Source organism: Actinoplanes lutulentus, assembly GCF_003259845.1.
In the GTDB taxonomy this organism is placed as follows: domain Bacteria; phylum Actinomycetota; class Actinomycetes; order Mycobacteriales; family Micromonosporaceae; genus Actinoplanes; species Actinoplanes lutulentus.
In genome coordinates this window covers 17,622-34,468 of sequence record NZ_QLMJ01000005.1, presented here as the reverse complement: position 1 = coordinate 34,468, position 16,847 = coordinate 17,622, and the positions used below count along the sequence as shown (strand labels likewise).

11 protein-coding genes and 3 tRNA genes are annotated in these 16,847 nt (G+C 70.2%); 3 read left to right on the top strand and 11 right to left on the bottom strand.

Annotated features, from left to right (window positions below; all coding sequences use genetic code 11):
* Position 1 precedes the first annotated feature (1 nt).
* The 5 genes from B0I29_RS13090 to B0I29_RS13070 are packed head-to-tail and all read right to left on the bottom strand — an operon-like array spanning position 2 to position 10,300.
* Positions 2-1,429 carry a vWA domain-containing protein gene (locus tag B0I29_RS13090; protein ID WP_111649223.1) on the bottom strand — a complete coding sequence of 476 codons (1,428 nt, stop codon included), beginning with the start codon at positions 1,427-1,429 and terminating at the stop codon, positions 2-4.
* A complete protein-coding gene (locus B0I29_RS13085) occupies positions 1,426-2,787 on the bottom strand; it encodes a hypothetical protein (RefSeq protein WP_111649607.1) in 1,362 nt (453 codons plus the stop codon). The genes B0I29_RS13090 and B0I29_RS13085 overlap by 4 nt, the downstream gene beginning before the upstream one ends.
* Positions 2,787-3,272, bottom strand: coding sequence for a hypothetical protein (locus tag B0I29_RS13080; protein ID WP_111649222.1), 486 nt, complete (start codon positions 3,270-3,272; stop codon positions 2,787-2,789). The genes B0I29_RS13085 and B0I29_RS13080 overlap by 1 nt, the downstream gene beginning before the upstream one ends.
* A gap of 58 nt (positions 3,273-3,330) precedes the next feature.
* Complete coding sequence (locus B0I29_RS13075; RefSeq protein WP_111649221.1) at positions 3,331-5,583, bottom strand: MMPL family transporter; 2,253 nt, start codon at positions 5,581-5,583, stop codon at positions 3,331-3,333.
* Between the two features lie 7 nt (positions 5,584-5,590).
* On the bottom strand, positions 5,591-10,300 hold the full coding sequence (locus tag B0I29_RS13070; RefSeq protein ID WP_111649220.1) for a type I polyketide synthase: 4,710 nt from the start codon (positions 10,298-10,300) through the stop codon (positions 5,591-5,593).
* 447 nt (positions 10,301-10,747) lie between these two features.
* On the opposite strand from B0I29_RS13070, the gene B0I29_RS13065 reads away from it, so the two are divergent.
* The gene (locus B0I29_RS13065) at positions 10,748-11,164 is read left to right on the top strand and encodes a hypothetical protein (protein ID WP_111649219.1); all 417 of its coding nucleotides are present in this window, start codon (positions 10,748-10,750) and stop codon (positions 11,162-11,164) included.
* A gap of 240 nt (positions 11,165-11,404) precedes the next feature.
* Here the strand turns inward: B0I29_RS13065 and B0I29_RS13060 are convergent.
* From B0I29_RS13060 to B0I29_RS13045, 4 genes are all read right to left on the bottom strand, one after another.
* Positions 11,405-11,476: transfer RNA gene (locus tag B0I29_RS13060), tRNA-Val, on the bottom strand.
* A gap of 22 nt (positions 11,477-11,498) precedes the next feature.
* Positions 11,499-11,569 (bottom strand) — tRNA-Cys (locus tag B0I29_RS13055).
* Positions 11,570-11,607: 38 nt separating this feature from the next.
* Positions 11,608-11,679: transfer RNA gene (locus B0I29_RS13050), tRNA-Gly, on the bottom strand.
* Positions 11,680-11,753: 74 nt separating this feature from the next.
* The gene (locus tag B0I29_RS13045; RefSeq protein ID WP_181557815.1) at positions 11,754-11,942 is read right to left on the bottom strand and encodes a hypothetical protein; all 189 of its coding nucleotides are present in this window, start codon (positions 11,940-11,942) and stop codon (positions 11,754-11,756) included.
* 209 nt (positions 11,943-12,151) lie between these two features.
* On the opposite strand from B0I29_RS13045, the gene B0I29_RS13040 reads away from it, so the two are divergent.
* Positions 12,152-13,171 (top strand): hypothetical protein, encoded by a 1,020-nt coding sequence (locus B0I29_RS13040; RefSeq protein ID WP_111649218.1) that lies wholly within the window; start codon positions 12,152-12,154, stop codon positions 13,169-13,171.
* A 133-nt stretch (positions 13,172-13,304) separates the two neighbouring features.
* On the opposite strand, the gene B0I29_RS13035 is transcribed toward B0I29_RS13040, so the two are convergent.
* Positions 13,305-13,718 carry an acyl-CoA thioesterase gene (locus tag B0I29_RS13035; protein ID WP_111649217.1) on the bottom strand — a complete coding sequence of 138 codons (414 nt, stop codon included), beginning with the start codon at positions 13,716-13,718 and terminating at the stop codon, positions 13,305-13,307.
* Positions 13,719-13,766: 48 nt separating this feature from the next.
* Here B0I29_RS13035 and B0I29_RS13030 point away from each other — a divergent pair, with 48 nt between their 5' ends.
* Positions 13,767-15,722, top strand: coding sequence for a methyl-accepting chemotaxis protein (locus tag B0I29_RS13030; protein WP_146616778.1), 1,956 nt, complete (start codon positions 13,767-13,769; stop codon positions 15,720-15,722).
* 3 nt (positions 15,723-15,725) lie between these two features.
* Here B0I29_RS13030 and B0I29_RS13025 read toward each other — a convergent pair whose 3' ends face one another.
* On the bottom strand, positions 15,726-16,847 hold the full coding sequence (locus B0I29_RS13025; RefSeq protein ID WP_111649215.1) for an oxygenase MpaB family protein: 1,122 nt from the start codon (positions 16,845-16,847) through the stop codon (positions 15,726-15,728).

The following is a 16,847-nucleotide window of genomic DNA, read 5'->3' as shown; positions in this document are numbered from 1 at the left end:
CCTAGAAGGCGAGGAAGTTCTTGAGCTCGGTGACGAGCTTCTTGATGCGGCCGGAGAGGACCGGGGTGCCCTGGTCCTTGAAGCGCTGGCGGAACCAGGGGTTGACGCTCTGCTGGCCGCCGCTGCTCACCGATCCGACCGGGATGAACCGGGCGCCGGAGCGGTGGATGGCGGCCATCCCGTCGAAAACTGCCTGTGCCTGCCACTCGTAGAAGTCCGAGATCCAGACGACCACGGTGTTGCGGGGATCGACGATTTTCGGCCGGGCCAGGTCGAGGGCGACGGTGCCGTCGGTGCCGCCGCCGAGCTGGGTGCGCAGCAGCACCTCGAACGGGTCGTGCACCCACGGCGTGAGGTCGAGGGCCCTGGTGTCGTACGCCACCAGGTGCACGTCGACTTTTGGCAAGCCGGTGAAGATCGAGGCGAGGATCGTGCAGTTGACCATCGCGTCGACCATCGAGCCGGACTGGTCGACCACGACGATCAGCCGGGCCGGGGTGACCCGTTTCGCGGTCTGCTTGTAATAGAGCCGGTCGACGTAGAGGCGCTCCTCCGCCGGGTCCCAGTTCGGCAGGTTCTTCCAGATCGTCCGGTCGATGTCGAGGTTGCGGTAAACCCGTTTCGGCGGGATGGACCGGTCGATCGTGCCGGCGCTGGCCTGCGCCACCTGCGTCCGCAAGACCTCGGCCACCTCGTCGACGAAGCGACGGATCAGCGCCTTGGCGTTGGCCAGCGCCACGCCGTCGAGGTTGTCCTTGTCGCGGAGCAGCTGCTCGATCAGCGACATGCTCGGGGTGAGCTGTTTGGCGAGCTTGGGGTCGGCCAGCACCTCACGCAACCGCATCCGGCTGACCAGGTCGGCTTCGATGGAGGCGAGAGCCGGGCCGAGGTCGACGTGGAAACCACTGCCCGGGCTGGTGCCCGCCGTGTTTCCGCCCGGGCCGCCCGATCCGCGGCCACGCATCGCGCCCGGCTCGCAGCCGAGCGCCCGCTCGAACCAGGCGGCGTCCGCCTGCCAGCGGGAGAGCTGACCCGCCGTGACGTTGCCCGAGCCGGTCCCGAAGACGTTGAGCAGCAGTTTGGAGACGAGCGCGGCCCGCCGAACCTCGCCACCGGCGTCGCCGAGCGGGCCGGCGCCGCTGAGCAGGCCGGCGTCGCTGAGCAGGCCGGCGTCGCCCTCCGCGCCGCTGAGCAGGCCGGCGTCGCCCTCCGCGCCGCTCAGCAGGCCCTCGAACTCGGCCTCAAGCTGCGGGAACCGCTGCACCACCGTATCGACCGAGACGCCCGGGTCGAGCAGCGCGCCCGGCAGGCCGAGATCGTCGACGATCGCCACGCTCCCGGACTCCAGCGCGGGCTGCTCCTCGGGGTCGAAGAGCCGGGCGAGCAGTCGCCAATACAGCACCTGGCGCCGGTTTTCCGCTGTCGTCATTTGCGCAGCAGCCTTCCCGCGCGCTCGCGCAGCACGTCGACGGCCGTGCCGGCGACCGCCTCCGCCTTCGCCGCTTTCGCATCGAGGGGGCCGAGCGCCCAGTCTCCGGTGTGCACGGCGACCGCTTTCTTCTTGACCGAGGCCTGCACGGCGAGCGGTTGCACCAGCCAGCGGCCGGCGTCCCAGCGCAGCAGGCCGATGCAGGCGGTGGACGCGGCGATCAGGGCCGGGGTGAGCGGGCCGGCCACGGGCAGCCGGTCGGTGTCGATCGGCAGGCTGACACCGCCGAGGTCGAGAGCGTCCGGCCCCGGCGTGTAACCCTCCAGCAGCACCGGCTCGGCGATCGCGGCCGGGTGCCGGTCGAGCGGGGTGGCGGAGAAGGCGGTCGCGGCGCCGAGCCGGACCCGGGCGGTGGCGAACGGGTCGGCCGGCTCGCCGGCGGTGACCCGGGACTCGTCCCAGATCAGATCGCCGCCGCCGGTCAGGGTCAGGCCGCTGACCTCGACCGCGCGGTGCTCGGCCACCGCCGCCCGGAAGATCGGGAAGCCGGCGAGCATCCGCCAGGCGGACGGCCCGGTGATCGTCTCGACTTTCGGTGCGGCCACCGAGACGCGCACCAGGCGCACGTCTCCCCCGGCCGTCTCCAGGAGTCCGTGCGCCTGCGCCCGGAACACCGTCGGGTGCTCGTGCAGGTCGAGGCCGAGCAGCAGGAAACGGCCGTCGACCGGCTCGCCCGGGTCGGCGGGAAAGCCGTCCTGGGAGAGCAGCAGGGCGCGGGACCAGAGGTCGGCCCAGCGGCGGACCGGGATGCGCTCCAGGGTTGCGACCGGCGCGGCCGCCCGCAGCTCGGCGGCGAACCCGTCGAGCAGGACCGCGAGCCGGCGGGCCGCCGGGTCGGCGAGCAGCGCCTGCACGGCCGGTGAACCGGCCGAGGCCAGCTCGTGGTCGACACCACGCCAGCCGGCGATCGCCAGCTCCCGCAGCCAGGACCGGCTGCCACCGGCCACGATGACCGGACCGGCAGCGGAAGGCGGTGACGGCAGGCGATCACGGCCCAGTGCGCCGGACAGCGTGCCGAGCAACGCGTCGTGGGCGGCGCCGAGCAGCGCGGACCGGGCGCCAGCCAGCGCGGCCAGATGCTCGTCGGTCACCGTCCCGGAAACGATCTTGCCGATCGAGTCGGACACCCGGCCGGCCAGGGGCGAGCCGTTGAACGCCTCGGCCAGCGACTCCAGCGCGGCGGCGCGGTCCTCGTCGATCCGGGCGAGACCGTGGACGAGCGCGTCGTCGAGGCCGTCGATCAGGGCGAGCGCCTCGGTGAGGCCGGTCGGCTGGGCGCGCAGGGCGTCGGTGAGCATCAGCGCACCGCCCCCGCGGCCGGGAACCACGCCAGGTCGGGCAGCGGGTCGGTGGTGGCGGGCAGCTCCAGGTAGGACAGGTGGCGCAGGAAGCTGCTGAACACCTCGGCGGCACGGTTGGCCGCGACGGTCGGGTGCAAGCCGGTGATCAGGTCGGCGTCCTCGGCCACCTCGATCTTCAGGTATCGCGCGACGCGGCCCGCGCCGTACTGCAACGTGGCCTCGGTCAGCAGCGACCGCAGGTGGTTGCAGGCGAACGCGCCGCTCAGGCCGCCGCACGGACGGTTGTTGTTGGTGTTGCAGCTCAGGCCGTGATCGCCGGCGGTGATCGAGGAGACGTAGACCCGGGAGACGTCCGACCCGCTCGACACGACGCCCTGCAACCGGCCCTCGGCGAGCTCGAGGAACGGCACCTTCGCCAGTTTCCGCGATCGCACGGGCTCGATGACGGGCGCCGAGCTGCGGCGCTCGTAGGGGATACTCATGGGGCGTAGTTGTATCGGAGGGGTCCGACAAAAACGCCGGACCCCCTGCCGTACGCCCTCAGAGGTGCTCGCGCAGACCCATCCGGGCGTGCAGTGCGCGCAGTGGTTTCGGCGCCCACCAGTTCCACCGTCCGAGCAGGCGCATGAACGCCGGCACCAGCACCGGACGCACCAGCAGCGCGTCCAGGATGATCGCCAGCGCCGAGCAGAGCCCGAAGAACTGGATGAACGAAACCCCGGACACCAGCATGGCCAGGAACGAGACGGAGAGGATCGCGGCGGCCGCGCTGATCACCCGGCCGCTGTGCGACAGTCCCTCCACCACCGCGGTACGCAGATCGGCTCCTTGCCGGTGCCGTTCGAGGATCCGGGACAGCACGAAGACCTCGTAGTCCATCGAGAGTCCGAAAGCCACGCAGAACAGCAGCACCGGGATCGCCACGGTCAGTGGTGTCGCGGTGAATCCGAGCACCCCGGAGAGGTGCCCGTCCTGGAAGATCCAGACCGCGACGCCGAAGACCGAGCTCATCGTCAGCAGGTTGAAGAGCAGCGCCTTGATCGGCAGGAAGACGCTGCCGGTCAGCAGGAAGAGCAGCGCGAACGTCGTGCACGCGATCAGGATCAGCGCATGCGGCAGCCGCCCGCCGATCGAGCCGGTGATGTCGACAAGCTGCGCGGCCGGCCCGGTGACCAGCACCGGAACCTCGGCCGGCACCGGGACGACCCGGACCGCGCGAGCCAGCTCGGCGCCCTTCGCCGAGTACGGCTCGACGTCGCTGAGCACCGAGAAGTACGTCGCCATCTTGCCCGAGGCGAAGGTACGCGGATGCACCGTTGTCGCCCCCGGCACAACGGTCCCGTTCACGTATGTCCCGGCCATGCTGTCCACCCGGGACACCCCGTCGAGCAGGGACAACCGGGACGCGTAGACGGCGGCCCGCTTGATGCCGTTCGTGCCGGTGCCCCAGCCCTGTGCGACGACCACGGTGGCGCCACTGCCGGTGCCGGCGAACTCGGAACGCATCGCGTCGGCGACGACCCGGCTCTCCGCCTTCTCCGGCAGCACCCGGTCGTCGGCGATGCCGAACTTGATGTGGGTGAACGGCAGCGCGAGCGCGACCAGGAACAGGATCACCGGCAGCGCGGTCAGGATCGGCCGGCGCATGACGTGCCCGGCGATCCGTCCCCAAAACGGCGCGTGCCCACCGGCGGCCGGCCGGCGGCGCAGCACCGGCCACTTGTCGATCCGGTCGCCGAGCAGCACGAGCAGAGCCGGCAGCACCATGAGCGCCGCCAGGACGGTGGCGATCACGACGGCGATGCCGGCGTACGCGAACGAGCGCAGGAAGTACTGCGGGAAGACGAGCAGGCTGCACAGTGCGACCGCCACGGTGGCCGCGCTGAACACGACGGTGGACCCGGCCGTACGCATCGTGGTGGCCAGCGCGGAGACCTTGTCCGGGTCGCGGAGCCGCTGCTCGCGGTACCGGGAGACGAACAGCAGGCTGTAATCGACGGCCAGGCCCAGGCCCAGCGCGGTCGCCATGTTGACGGCGAAGACCGACACGTCGGTGAAGACCGCGAGCAGGCGCAGCGTGCCGAGGGTGGTGACGATCGAGAAGAGGCCGATCAGCAGCGGCGCGCCGGCCGCCCAGACGGTGCCGAAGACGAGCAGCAACAGCAGCAGGGTGATCGGGATGGCGATCGCCTCGGCGTGCGCGAGGTCCGTGGTGACCTGCTCGTTGATGTCGTTGTTGACCTGGGTGAGGCCGCCGAAGGAGACGTCGATCCCCCCGGAGGAGCCGGCCAGCGAGTGGAGATCAGCAACCCGGTCGGCGCTGACATCCTCGTCACCGTCCACCCGCGCGAGGATGACGCCTTTGTCATGATCGCGCCCGGCCAGCTGCGGCACCGGCTTCTTGGGGTTCCAGTACGCGCCGACGACGGTCACGCCCTCCGTGGTGGAGAGCCGCTGGACCACCCGGGAAGCGACGACCTGCATGTCGGCGTCGTCGACCGAACCACCCGGCTTGGAGATCATCACGACCAGGTTCGGGTCGGCGGCGTGGAAGTGCTGTGCCATCCACTGCCGGCCCTTCACCGACTCGGAGCTCGGGTCGTCGAAGCCACCGCTCTTGAGCGCGCCGATCAGGTCACCGCTGAAAACGATGGCGGCCACCGCCACCAGCAGCGCCGTGAGCAGCACGGACTTGGGACGGCGGGTGACGAGCCGGACCACCGGCCCGGAAGCCGGGCCGGTGGTCGGGGTACGGCGGCCGGTGGTGACCGGCCGAGGGGCAACCGATGTCATTCCAGGCTCACGCGGGCTGCGGCACGGTCGCCGGGTCGAGGTGCCGGGCCAGCAGGTCCACGGTGTGCTCGATGTCCTCCGTGGTGTGTTCCGCGGTGATGAAGAACCGCAGCCGTGCCAGCTTCTCCTTCACCGCCGGGTAGAGGATCGGGTTGGCGCTCACACCGTTCTTGAGCAGCGTGTCGGAGAGCCGCAGCGCCTTGATCGAGTCGCCGGTGATCGCCGGGATGACCGGGGTGCCGTCGCTCGGACCGGTGTCCACGCCGGCCTGCCGGGCGAGCCGCAGGAACATCGCGGAGTTGTTGTGCAGCGCGGCCAGCCGCTGCGGCTCCTCGCGGAGGATGTGCAGGGCGGCGAGCGCCGCGGCGGCGTTCGCCGGGCTCATCCCGGCGCTGAAGATGAAGCCGGGCAGCGTGTACCGCATGTACTCGATCAGCTCGTGCCGACCGGCCAGGTACCCGCCGCAGCTCGCCAGGGACTTGGAAAGGGTGCCCATCCAGATGTCCACGTCGGCGCGGTCGATGCCGAAGTGCTCGCCGACGCCACCACCGCGGGCGCCGAGCACGCCGATGCTGTGCGCCTCGTCGACCATGAGCAGCGCGCCGTGCTTCTTCTTCAGCGCGATCAGAGCCGGCAGATCACAGATGTCGCCGTCCATGCTGTAGACGCCCTCGACCACGATCAGCACCCGGCGGTACCGGTCGCGGGTCTGGGTCAGCAGCGCGTCCAGGGCGGCGTAGTCCTGGTGGGCGAACGGCTGGCGGGCGGCGCCGGAGAGGCGGCAGCCCTGCAGGATGCTGTCGTGCGCGAGGGCGTCGTGCACGATCAGGTCGTCCGGGCCGACCAGGTGGCCGATCACGCTGACGTTGGTGGCGTGGCCGCCGATCAGGGTGATCGCGTCCTCGGCGCCGACCAGCTCGGCGAGGGCCCGGTCCAGCTCGTCGTGCAGGGCACGGTTGCCGGAGAGGATCCGGGCCGCGGAGACCGAGGAGCCATACCGTTCGACGGCCTCCTTCACCGCGTACGCGACCATCGGGTGACCGGACAGACCCAGGTAGTTGTAGCTGGAGAACGAGATCAGCTGACGTCCGCCGACTTTGGTGGCCCGGCCGATCACGCTGTCGTGCACCAGGTAGTACGGGTTCGTCACGCCGACCCGGTCGAGCATCACGCCGCGGCGCTGGAACTCGACGACCTCAGGCAGGTACGCCACGTCGGCGACCTCCTTGCGCGGAGGCGCCACCAGGGAACGCTCGGCCGACGGGACCACCGGAGCGGCGTGCGCCGGGGCGGAGACCGGGGCCGGGGCGGGCGTGCCGCCGCCGAGAGCCACCGAGAGCACCTGCGCGAGCTCGCCGACAGTGGACACCTCGAAGACGTCGGCCGGGTCCAGCTCCAGGTCCGGCCAGCGGCGCTTCACCGCGGAGACCAGCTCGGCCGTCATGATCGAGTCGAAGCCCAGGTCGGTGCCGAACGACTGGTCCGCCCGGACCAGGTCGGACGGGTACGCGCTGATCTTGCCGATCATCACGGCGAGCTCGGAGACGATCTGCGAGGTGTCGCTCGGAGCGGCCTTCTGTGCCGGGACCGAGGGCCGCTTCGGCGCGGGCGCCTCCTTGACCACTGCCTCTTTCACCACCACCGGCGGCGGTCCTTCAATGGCCGCGACCGGCTGAGCAGCCGAAACGACCGGAGCCTCGATGGCCGGGACCGGCTCGGCGCCGATGCCGCGCAGGACGGCGAGCTGCTCCCGCATCAAAAGAATGACGTCGTTCACTGTCGTCGGATCTCCATTCCTGGTTACGACATTCCTGGTTGCGGCATTCCTGGTCGTCGCAGCCGGCAGCGCCATGCGCTCCGGGATGCGGACCTCAAGCTCGGCGACCGGCGCCGGCGTGACCGCGGGGCGGACTGCCCGGGTGACGGCTCGTCGCGGGCCGTCCTCACGGGCACGGCGGATCGAGTAGTGCTGGGTCACGAGCGGCGACGGCGGCAGGGTCAGCAGCGGTACGCCCAGACCCGCGAACAACGGCGTCAGGTCCACCGGAACACCGGCGACGGCGAGCCGCCCCAGGCCTTCGAGCAGCGCGTACCCGTCGTCCGGCTCGGCCGGCATCAGCGCGATCTTGTCGAGCGGCGCCGAGGACGGGATCTGCGCGGCCATGCCGAGCAGCGCGTCACCGGAGCAGACCTGCACGAGGATGCGCGCGCCGGCGCCGACAGCGTTGTCGACAGCGTCACGGAACATCACCGGGGACGACGTCTGGCGGCCCCAGAGCGTACGCAACTCATCCGGCTCGGCCGGCGCCTGCGGATCCACGCTGGAGAAGAACAGGGCGGTGGGCGTACGCACGGCAAGGTCTGCGGCGTAAGCCGCGACCCGTCCGTCCACCTCGGCCATCAGCGGCGAGTGGAAGGCGTGCGAGACCCGCAGCTCGACGGCCGGGATGCCCCGGGTGCGGCAGCGCTCCACCAGGTTCTCGACGGCTTCGCGATGCCCGCTCGCGACGGTCTGCGCGGAGTGGTTGTAACAGCCCGCCCAGACGCCACGGATGCCGGACCGCAGCTCCTCGAAAGCCCGCGCGTCGGCCTTGATCGCGGCCATCGTGCCGGGTGCCGGCTCGTCACCGGCGGTCACCGCGGCGCCGCGCTCGATCAGGAAGTCGAGCCCGTCGTCCGGGGTGAGCGCTCCGGCGGACACGGCCGCCACCAGCTCACCCACGCTGTGACCGAGGGCGATGTCCGGTGTGACACCACAGTCGGCGAGCAGCTGGGTCATGCTGATCCCGGTGACACCGAGTCCCGGCTGACAGACCTGAGTGGCGCTGACCTGTGCCTCGGCGTCCGGTCCCGGGTCCTCGCAGAGCAGGTCGGAGACCGCGATGCCGGTGCGCTTGTCGACGGTGTCGGCGAGCGGTCCGGCATATCGGGCGAAGAGCGGGAAGCGCTCGACCAGGTCACGCAGCACACCGGGGCGCAGCGAACCCTGACCGGGGAAGAGGAAGGCGACCTTGCGGTCGTCCTCGCCCAGCGGCGTCTCCGAGGCGTACAGACCAGGTCCGAGTTTGCCCAGCGTGCCGGTGGCGAGCTCCTGCGCGGCGAGCGCCAGACGGCCTGCGAGCTCCGCTCGCGTCCGGCACATCACCGCCAGGCGCGCCGGGAGCGCTTGGCGGGTGGCCATCGTGCGGGCCACCGCGGCAGGGGTCAAGGCCGGGTGCGTGGAGACCATGGTGGAGAGGCGCTTTGCGTACGCCGAAAGCAGCTCGACATTCCCGGCAGTGATCAGTACCAGCCAGGGCCGTCCGTCGTGGCCCGACTTCTCGCCCTCGTCGAGCGGGTCCGGGGCCTCACTGAGCACCGCGTGCACGTTGGTGCCGCCGAACCCGAAGGAGTTGACGCCCGCGCGTCGCCGGTCGTCACCCACCTCCGGCCACTCCCGTGGCTCGGTCGTGATCGAGAGGTTCGCGGCGGCGAGCGGCAGATCGGGGTTCTCGGTGATCGCCGGCTGCGGCGGGATGGTGCTGTGGTGCAGGGCCAGCGAGGCGCGCAGGATTCCGGCGGCACCGGCGGCCGGCAGCGTGTGCCCGATGGTCGCCTTGCCGGAGGACAGGTAACAGGGGCGGTTGTCGCTGTGCCCCTCGCGTACCCGGCGGATCGCTTCGATCTCGACCCGGTCGCCGACCGCGGTGCCGGTGCCGTGCGCCTCGAGGAAGTCGATCGCGCCCGGCTCAAGCCCGGCGTCCCGGTACGCGGCCCGCATTGCTGCTTCCTGGCCTTCGGCCTTCGGCGTCATCGGGCCGGCGCCGCGGCCGTCGTTCGCCGTACCGATGCCGTTGAGCACCGCGTAGATCCGGTCGCCGGCCGCGATCGCGTCGTCGAGCGGCCGCAGCACCGCGAGGGCACCGCCCTCACCCAGGACGAAACCGTCGGCGCGGGTGTCGAAGGGCCGGCACACACCGGCCGGGGAGAGCGCGCCCACCCGGGAGAACCCGATCAGCGCGCTCGGCGTCATGTTGATGAACACGCCACCGACCAGCGCCGTGGTGCACGACCCGGTACGCAGGTGGTTGACCGCCTCGTGCAGGGCGACCATCGCCGACGAGCACGCGGCGTCGACGGCGAACGCCGGGCCGCCCAGGTCGAGCAGCTCGCTGACCGTGCACGGCGCCATGTTGAGCAGGTTGCCGGCGAGCGAGAAGGACTGTGCCGGCTCGATCGCCGCGGCGGCCTCGGCCACCGCCTCGATCAGCGCGGGGTCGTGCCCACCGGCCGGGAGGGAGCCGTCTGCCAGCATGGTCGCGATGACCCGGGCGCCGGCGATGTCCCGGTAATCCGATGAGCTGAGCCCCACGAAGACCCCGGTACGCGAGCGGTCGAACTCGCCCCGCTCCCAGCCGGCGTCCTGCACCGCTTCGCGAGCCAGGTCGACGAGCAGCCGGTGCTGCGGGTCCATGGCCTTGGCGCGGCGCGGCGGGATGCGGTGGTGCAGGGCGGCGAACCGTTCCACCTCCGGGATGAACGCCACCCGGTCCGTGTACGTCGCGTACTTCTCCCGGAAGTCGGTCGAGAAGAATGTCTCATGATTCCAGCGGTCCGCCGGAACCGGCCCGAATTGCTGAGCCGCGTTCAACGAGTTAGCCCAGAACTCGGTAACGTCGCGAGCGCCCGGAAAACGGCAGGAAAGGCCGACGATCGCTATATCCACTGATGTCCCCATGCTTGTGTGCCTGGAAGGCTCAACCTGAAAGCGGGCAGGAAAGCGCCGACCTCGCCGATGATCAGCCGTCGGCGGATGCGCTTACTGAGCAGTGACTGACGCATATCGCACCGCTCTGAGCTGCGGATATGCTCTTGATCAGCCGAGCCACTCACTAAATTCGGTACGCCTGTCAATTCATATTCGAAATCAAATCTCATATTCCCTTCCCGTGCGCGGCGCACTCCTACTCAACGGAACGGGAATCGGAAGGTGTCGGGCGTGCTCGATGATTCACAGCACATTCAATCCGGACCGTCACAGATACCGATCAGCGAGATCTCGGCCGCGCGGGAAAACGGACCGCTCGTAAAAAGGTTACGAATCTTGACCCGATAGGGTAGTAGTCGGCCCCTCGTGAGTGCGGGGCTTTGCTGAATGGCTGCGAAGCGCCTAGCTTTCTGCGCCATGAAGCAAATGACCAAACGGTGGCTGGCTGCCGCAGCAGTGGTGGCAAGCATCGTCGCCGCAAACCCGGCTCCGGCCCAAGCGGCACCGACTGTTCAGCGGCAGCGTCTCATCGCGACCGCGTACTACGGCACCATGGACATCATCGCCCGGGAGACCCTCGGCCTGAAGGCCCGGTTCATCACGGTCGGCGGGCGTCCCGTCCCCAACCTGATCGTCAACTTCGTCACCACGGGCGAGCGTTTCCCGATGTGCGAGGCGACCACCGACCTCAACGGCTGGGCTGAGTGCCGCAACGGCCCGATCCCGCCGCCGCAGTCGCTGGCCAACCTCCTGGTCAACGGCTACGACGCTGTCTTCGACGGCAACCGTTACTACATGCCGGTGGCCGCACACAACAACATCGGCATCGGCTAGAACCCAAGCCAAGCCCGGCAGCCCGGCCGGTGATCGGCAAGCCCCCAAGCCCCGATCACCGGCCGCCGGCCGCCGGCCGCCGGCCGCCGGCCGCGTACCCACCAACCGAAAAAGCCCCCGCCACAAGGCAGGGGGCTTTTCGCGTGCCCACTCGGCGTACCCAAGAACGAGGTCGCGCAAAACAAAACGAGACCGGAACGGTCAGCGCTGAACAGCTGACACACTCCGGCCCCGGTCTCGTGGGCGATACTGGGATCGAACCAGTGACCTCTTCCGTGTCAAGGAAGCGCGCTCCCGCTGCGCCAATCGCCCTGCAAAAACTCAAGCTCGTGCGAGGTGGAGACGGGATTTGAACCCGTGTACACGGCTTTGCAGGCCGTTGCCTCGCCTCTCGGCCACTCCACCGTGGCGGCCGATGCAAGGATCAGCAACAGCCTTCTCCGAGCGGACGACGGGATTCGAACCCGCGACCCTCACCTTGGCAAGGTGATGCGCTACCACTGCGCCACGTCCGCACGGCCTCCGGAACTTTCCCGGCGACGGATGAAACCTTAGCCGAGCCCTGCCACCTGCCGCAAAGCGGGTCCCCTCAGCGGGGATCACCGAGGATGCGGCGCACCTCGGCGATCAGCTCGGTCTGGAACGCCGCGACGCTGCCGTCGACAACGCCGACGCGGTAATCGGAACCGGTCTCCGGGTGGTCGGCGAGCGCCTGGTCATGCCGCCGGGCCTCTCCGTCGGTGTGCCCGGAGGTATACGCCTGCAAAGAATCGTCCATCACGGCGCCAATCTCCCACGCCCCGAGCCGCCGCCTGGTCATGACTTCAGCTGGAAAGCAGCGTCGCGTAGCGGAGTTTGTGCACCTTGAGGATGATTTACGAGCACCTTCGTCCCGGGAATCAACCACAGTCGACCCCCACCGTGGTCACAGACTCCGCACAACAGGACTGCCGATGCTTGCCTTCGGTGACCAGTCGAGGAGCCTTGATGAACACGCAGGACCAGGCCGAGCAGTCCGCCACCCCCGAGCCGATGCCATCGTCGGCAGGCGTACCGGCGGCACCGGAAGCAACAACCGAAGCCCACGACCCCTGGGCCCCCAACCCCACCTTCCCGGCGGCATTCCCGGCGGCCGCTCCCCCGGCCGCCGACTTTCCGGCCCCAGTTCCCTCAGCCCCCGGCGACGAGCCAACCGCGGTCGTGGTCCCGGCCGCCTCCCCGCAGCCGGATGCCGCGACCCAGGGTGACGCAGCTCAGAGCGGCGCAGCTCAGAGCGACGCACCTCACGGCGGTGGTGAGCCGACCACCGTCACCGAGGTGATAACCGCGCCGGTGACACCGACCGAGGTCATCCCGACGCCACCGGACTGGGCCAAGACCGGTCAGCTCATGGAACTGAGCAGCACCCCCTCAACACCGATCACCCCTGCCGCCGACGCGGTCCCAGGCGAGCCGGGCACGCCGGGCACGCTGGGCGGGTCGGGCACGCCGGGTGGGCCGCAGGTGGGGGCGGTCGCTGGTGAGGCAGCGGGCGGTGGCTGGGTTCCGCCGGCCGGGGAAGCTGGGGCTCCGCCGCCGTGGACTCCGCCGTCGAAGGCCTCGGCCAGGGAACGGTTCGCCAAGAGCCCCAAGCTCGTCCTCGCCGCCGCGGTCCTGGTCACCGCAGTAGCCAGTTCCGGCCTGACCGCCGGAATCATGTCGGCGGTAGGCGGCGACAGCGCCTCCACCCCGGCAGTGACAGTCCAGCAGGGCGGCCCCGGAACCGGAATGCGAGGCGGTGGCGGCGGCTTCGGCGGCAACGGCGGCGGTTTCGGCGGCCAAGGCCAAGGCCAGGGCGGCCCGGGCGGCACCACCGACCAGGGAACCACTGACCAGGGAACCACAGACCAAGGAACAACCGACCAGGGAACCACCCAGCAGGGAACCACCGGCCAAGGGTTCCCGGGCGGCGGCACCGCGCCGGACGCTCAGACGCAGACCCCAACCGAGCAGGGCACCGGTACCTGATCACCCCATGACCCGAAGGCGGCGCGACTCCCCCGGTCGCGCCGCCTTCGCCATCCCAGCAAAACGGTGAGCCGCCACCCCGGCACAAACCCGGCCGCTGACGCGAGCCGGACGCCCGGGCGACGAGACCTGGTTACAGGTTCAGGGGGGTGGGGTCCTTGGACAGGGCTCGCAGCTTGGCGGCCGGGCCCTCGACCAGGCGGCGGGTCTGCCGGTCCAGGAGGCCGGCCACGCCGGTCACCGTCGCGATCGGGGTGCCGTCGGCACGCGTGTACGCCTGCGCGACCTTGAAAGTCTTGCCCGTGCCCCACTGGAAGTCGCACGTCACGTCGACCTCGTCGCCGGCGCGCAGCTCCTTCAGATAGCGGATCGTCGTCTCCAGCACCACCGGTCCCACGCCGGCGTCGACCAGGACTTCCGGGGACAGGCCGGCGGCGAGGAAGCACTGCCAGCGGGCGTGCTCGCCGTATTGCAGGTAGACAGCCTGGTTCACGTGTCCTTGAAGGTCTAGTTCGTACCCTCGTACCGCGATCCGCACCTGAAACATCGCCCGATCCTCACACACCGGACCTACTTTCTCCGTATAGCTGTGAGGGTGACCAGTGTCCCCGCACCTCTTCGTCCGGTGGTGGCGGTCGCCGACCGGATCCGCACCGCGACCCGGCTCGGGCTGGTCGTGCTGACGCTGCTGGTGCCGGGTTGCCTGGCGACCGGCATGTACACCGCGGAGACCAGCTCGGACATCAACTTCAGTGTGCGAGAGCAGGAGGGCGCTGACGTGTTGCGCCCGGTTCTTCTCGCGCTCGCGGAGGTGGCCGCTGGGCGTACCCCCGATCTTGAAGGGGTGCGGGAAGCCGCAGCCGCCTCGCCGGAGCTGGATCTCGCGGAGGCCGCGTCCGCCGTACCCGAGACAGCGGGCACCGCGGCCGGGCTGGCCGAGCTGGTGGCGGTGATCGGGAACAACTCGAATCTGATCCTCGATCCGGACCTGGACTCGTTCTATGTGATGGACGCGCAGGTGGTGCAGCTGCCGCAGGCGCTGGTCGCGGCCCTGCAACTGCCGGAGGCCGGCGACCGGACCGCGGTGCTGGCCGGCCGGCTCGCCGGTATCGCGGAGTCGCTGCGCAAGGACGTCGCGACGGCTGTCGCGAACACCGACGACCCCTCGCTCAGTGGACGGCTCGCGCCGGTCACCGCTCTGGCCGAGGAGATCGAGAAGCTGGCCGCGGGCGAGACGGCCGACGTGGCCGCGGCCGCCGCGGAAGCCGTCGGACCGCTGCACGAAGGCCTGTCCGCGCTGCTCGACGACCGTGTCGATCAATATCGGATGGAACGCGGCATCGTTCTGGCGATCTCCATCGGCGGGTTCCTGCTGGCGCTCTGGTTCGCGGCTGCCGTGCTCTGGCGGACGAGCCATGACGTACGCCGGACCGTGGCCGCCGTGACCGCGATCGCCGGAGCCGATCTGGCGCCGAGGCCGCTGCCGTCCGGCCGGGACGAGATGGGCGACATCGGGCGTGCGATCGAGGTTGCCCGGTCCCGGCTGGTGGAGCAGGACGCCGCCCTGGTCGGTGCGGCGCAGGCCCGGGAGCAGCAGTTACGCGCCGGGTTCCTGCATCAGAGGCAGGCCGAGGCGCAGTTCCGGCGGCGTACCCAAGAGGTCATCGACGAGTCCACCGGAGTGATCGCCGAGGAGCTGCGGCAGGTGCAGGACAAGGTCGGCGAGGTGACCGGCGCGTCCGAGGTGATCGACGAGCGGATCACCGCGGCGGACGACGCCACCCGGGCCATCGTGAACCAGGCGCAGACCGCCGAGCAGGTGATCGCCTCGCTGGAGGAGAGCCTGCGCCGGGTCGCCGAGACAGCGCATCTGGTCACCGGCATCGCCGGGCAGACCCGGCTGCTCGCGCTGAACGCCACCATCGAGGCGGCCCGGGCCGGTGATCTCGGGTACGGCTTCACTGTCGTCGCCGACGAGGTGAAACAGCTCGCCAACCACACCGCGGAGTCGACCGACCAGATCACCCGGACCATCGACGACCTGAAGAGCGATACGACGGAGATGGCGCACACCATCACCACGATGATCGAGGGCATCGGCGGGGTGGGTGACGCCGCGACCTCGCTGCGGACCGTCGCCGCCGATCAGGGCCGGCTGATGGATTCGCTGGCCGGGCAGATGGCCGCCACGCTGGGCCGGATCGAGGACATGGCCGGTCTGGCGAGCACCCTGGAACGCCGGGAACACGACCGGATCGCGGCGGCCGGCAAGCTGATGCTCCACCGGCCCGGTCACCCGCCGATCGAGGCCGTCCTGATCAACGTGAGCGCGGGTGGCCTGCGTTGTCAGGTGTCCGCGGACTCGACGTATGCCGAGGGCGACACCATGGACGTGGATCTGGAGAGCGGCAACGAGCGGCTACGGGTGCACGCCCGGGTGGTGAACATCGACAAGCACGAGCTGGGCCTGCAGTTCATGGTCACCGACGAGGCCCTGGCGGAGCGCCTTGTCACATTCGCCGACCGCCTGATGAACGACGCGGAGACCTGAGAATCAACCCCATCTGGTGAACTGTGCCTGCGCCTGCCGCTCACCCCGCGCCAGCAGCCGCGCCCGCCCACCAGGCAGCCGGCCCAGCCCCTGGCTGACCAGCACGTTCGCGGCGACCCGGGTCAGGCCGTACCACGGTGGGCGGTACGGCAGGCCGAGGTCCCGCATGGCCGCCGGGCCGAGCAGCCAGCAGCTCACCGAGAGCGCCCGTTCCCGCTCGTAGACGCGCCGCACCCGGCCGCCGGGCAGGTCGTCGGCCATGTGGATGAGCGCCCGCGCGAGGGCCACGCTGTTGGCGTCGGGCGGCGGATCGTTCGCCAGGAAGTGGTAGAGCAGCCGGCGCCCACGCCGTTCGTTGTGCGGCAGCCATTCCTCGTCGACACCCATGAGCCAGCCGATGTAACTCCACAGGTGCATGACCGCGGCGGCGTCGGCGCGGGAGACGCGTACCCCGAGCAGGCGCAGGTGCAGCAGGAAGCTGGTGCTGAACACGCCCAGCGTGCTGGCCTGGTCGTACTGGTTGATCGGCAGGCCGCGCAGCTCGTGGTCCCAGGTGGGATCGGCTTCGAGCTTGGCGTTGAGCAGCGCGTGCATGACGCGGACGTGCAGGGTCAGCCGGAAACCCTCGGCGCCGGGTTCGAGACCGCCCGGCTCGGTGACGGCCCGCCACCAGATCGACGTCTCCTTGATCCGGCGCAGCGACTCGCCGCCGGCGAGCCTTCCGGTACGCACGAGTGGCTCCAGCGCGGCCGCCGTGCGATAACCACCGAGCAGGGATCCGTACGCGAGAACCAGCCCGGCGTCCATCCCGAAGGCACGGCAGGCCTGAGCGCCGCGTTCGAGCAGACGATCGTCGACCCAGTCCGGCCGAGTGCCAACTTTATCGATAAATATCCGCATTTCGCCGTCAGGAAGAGCCCCCGGCGAAGCGAAAAACCTGTGCAACTCACCGGCAGACACCGACTGCACCAATGAAGCAGCCAACTCGTCCCGCCGCGTCAACCCCGCACACAGCGAGGCCAGCTCCGCATCAGTGGGATCAACACCCCGGCCGGCCACCAGCCGCAACGGACGAGCGGCCCGCTCGGACCAGGCCCGGTCAAGACCAAACCTCGTAGGAGTCAT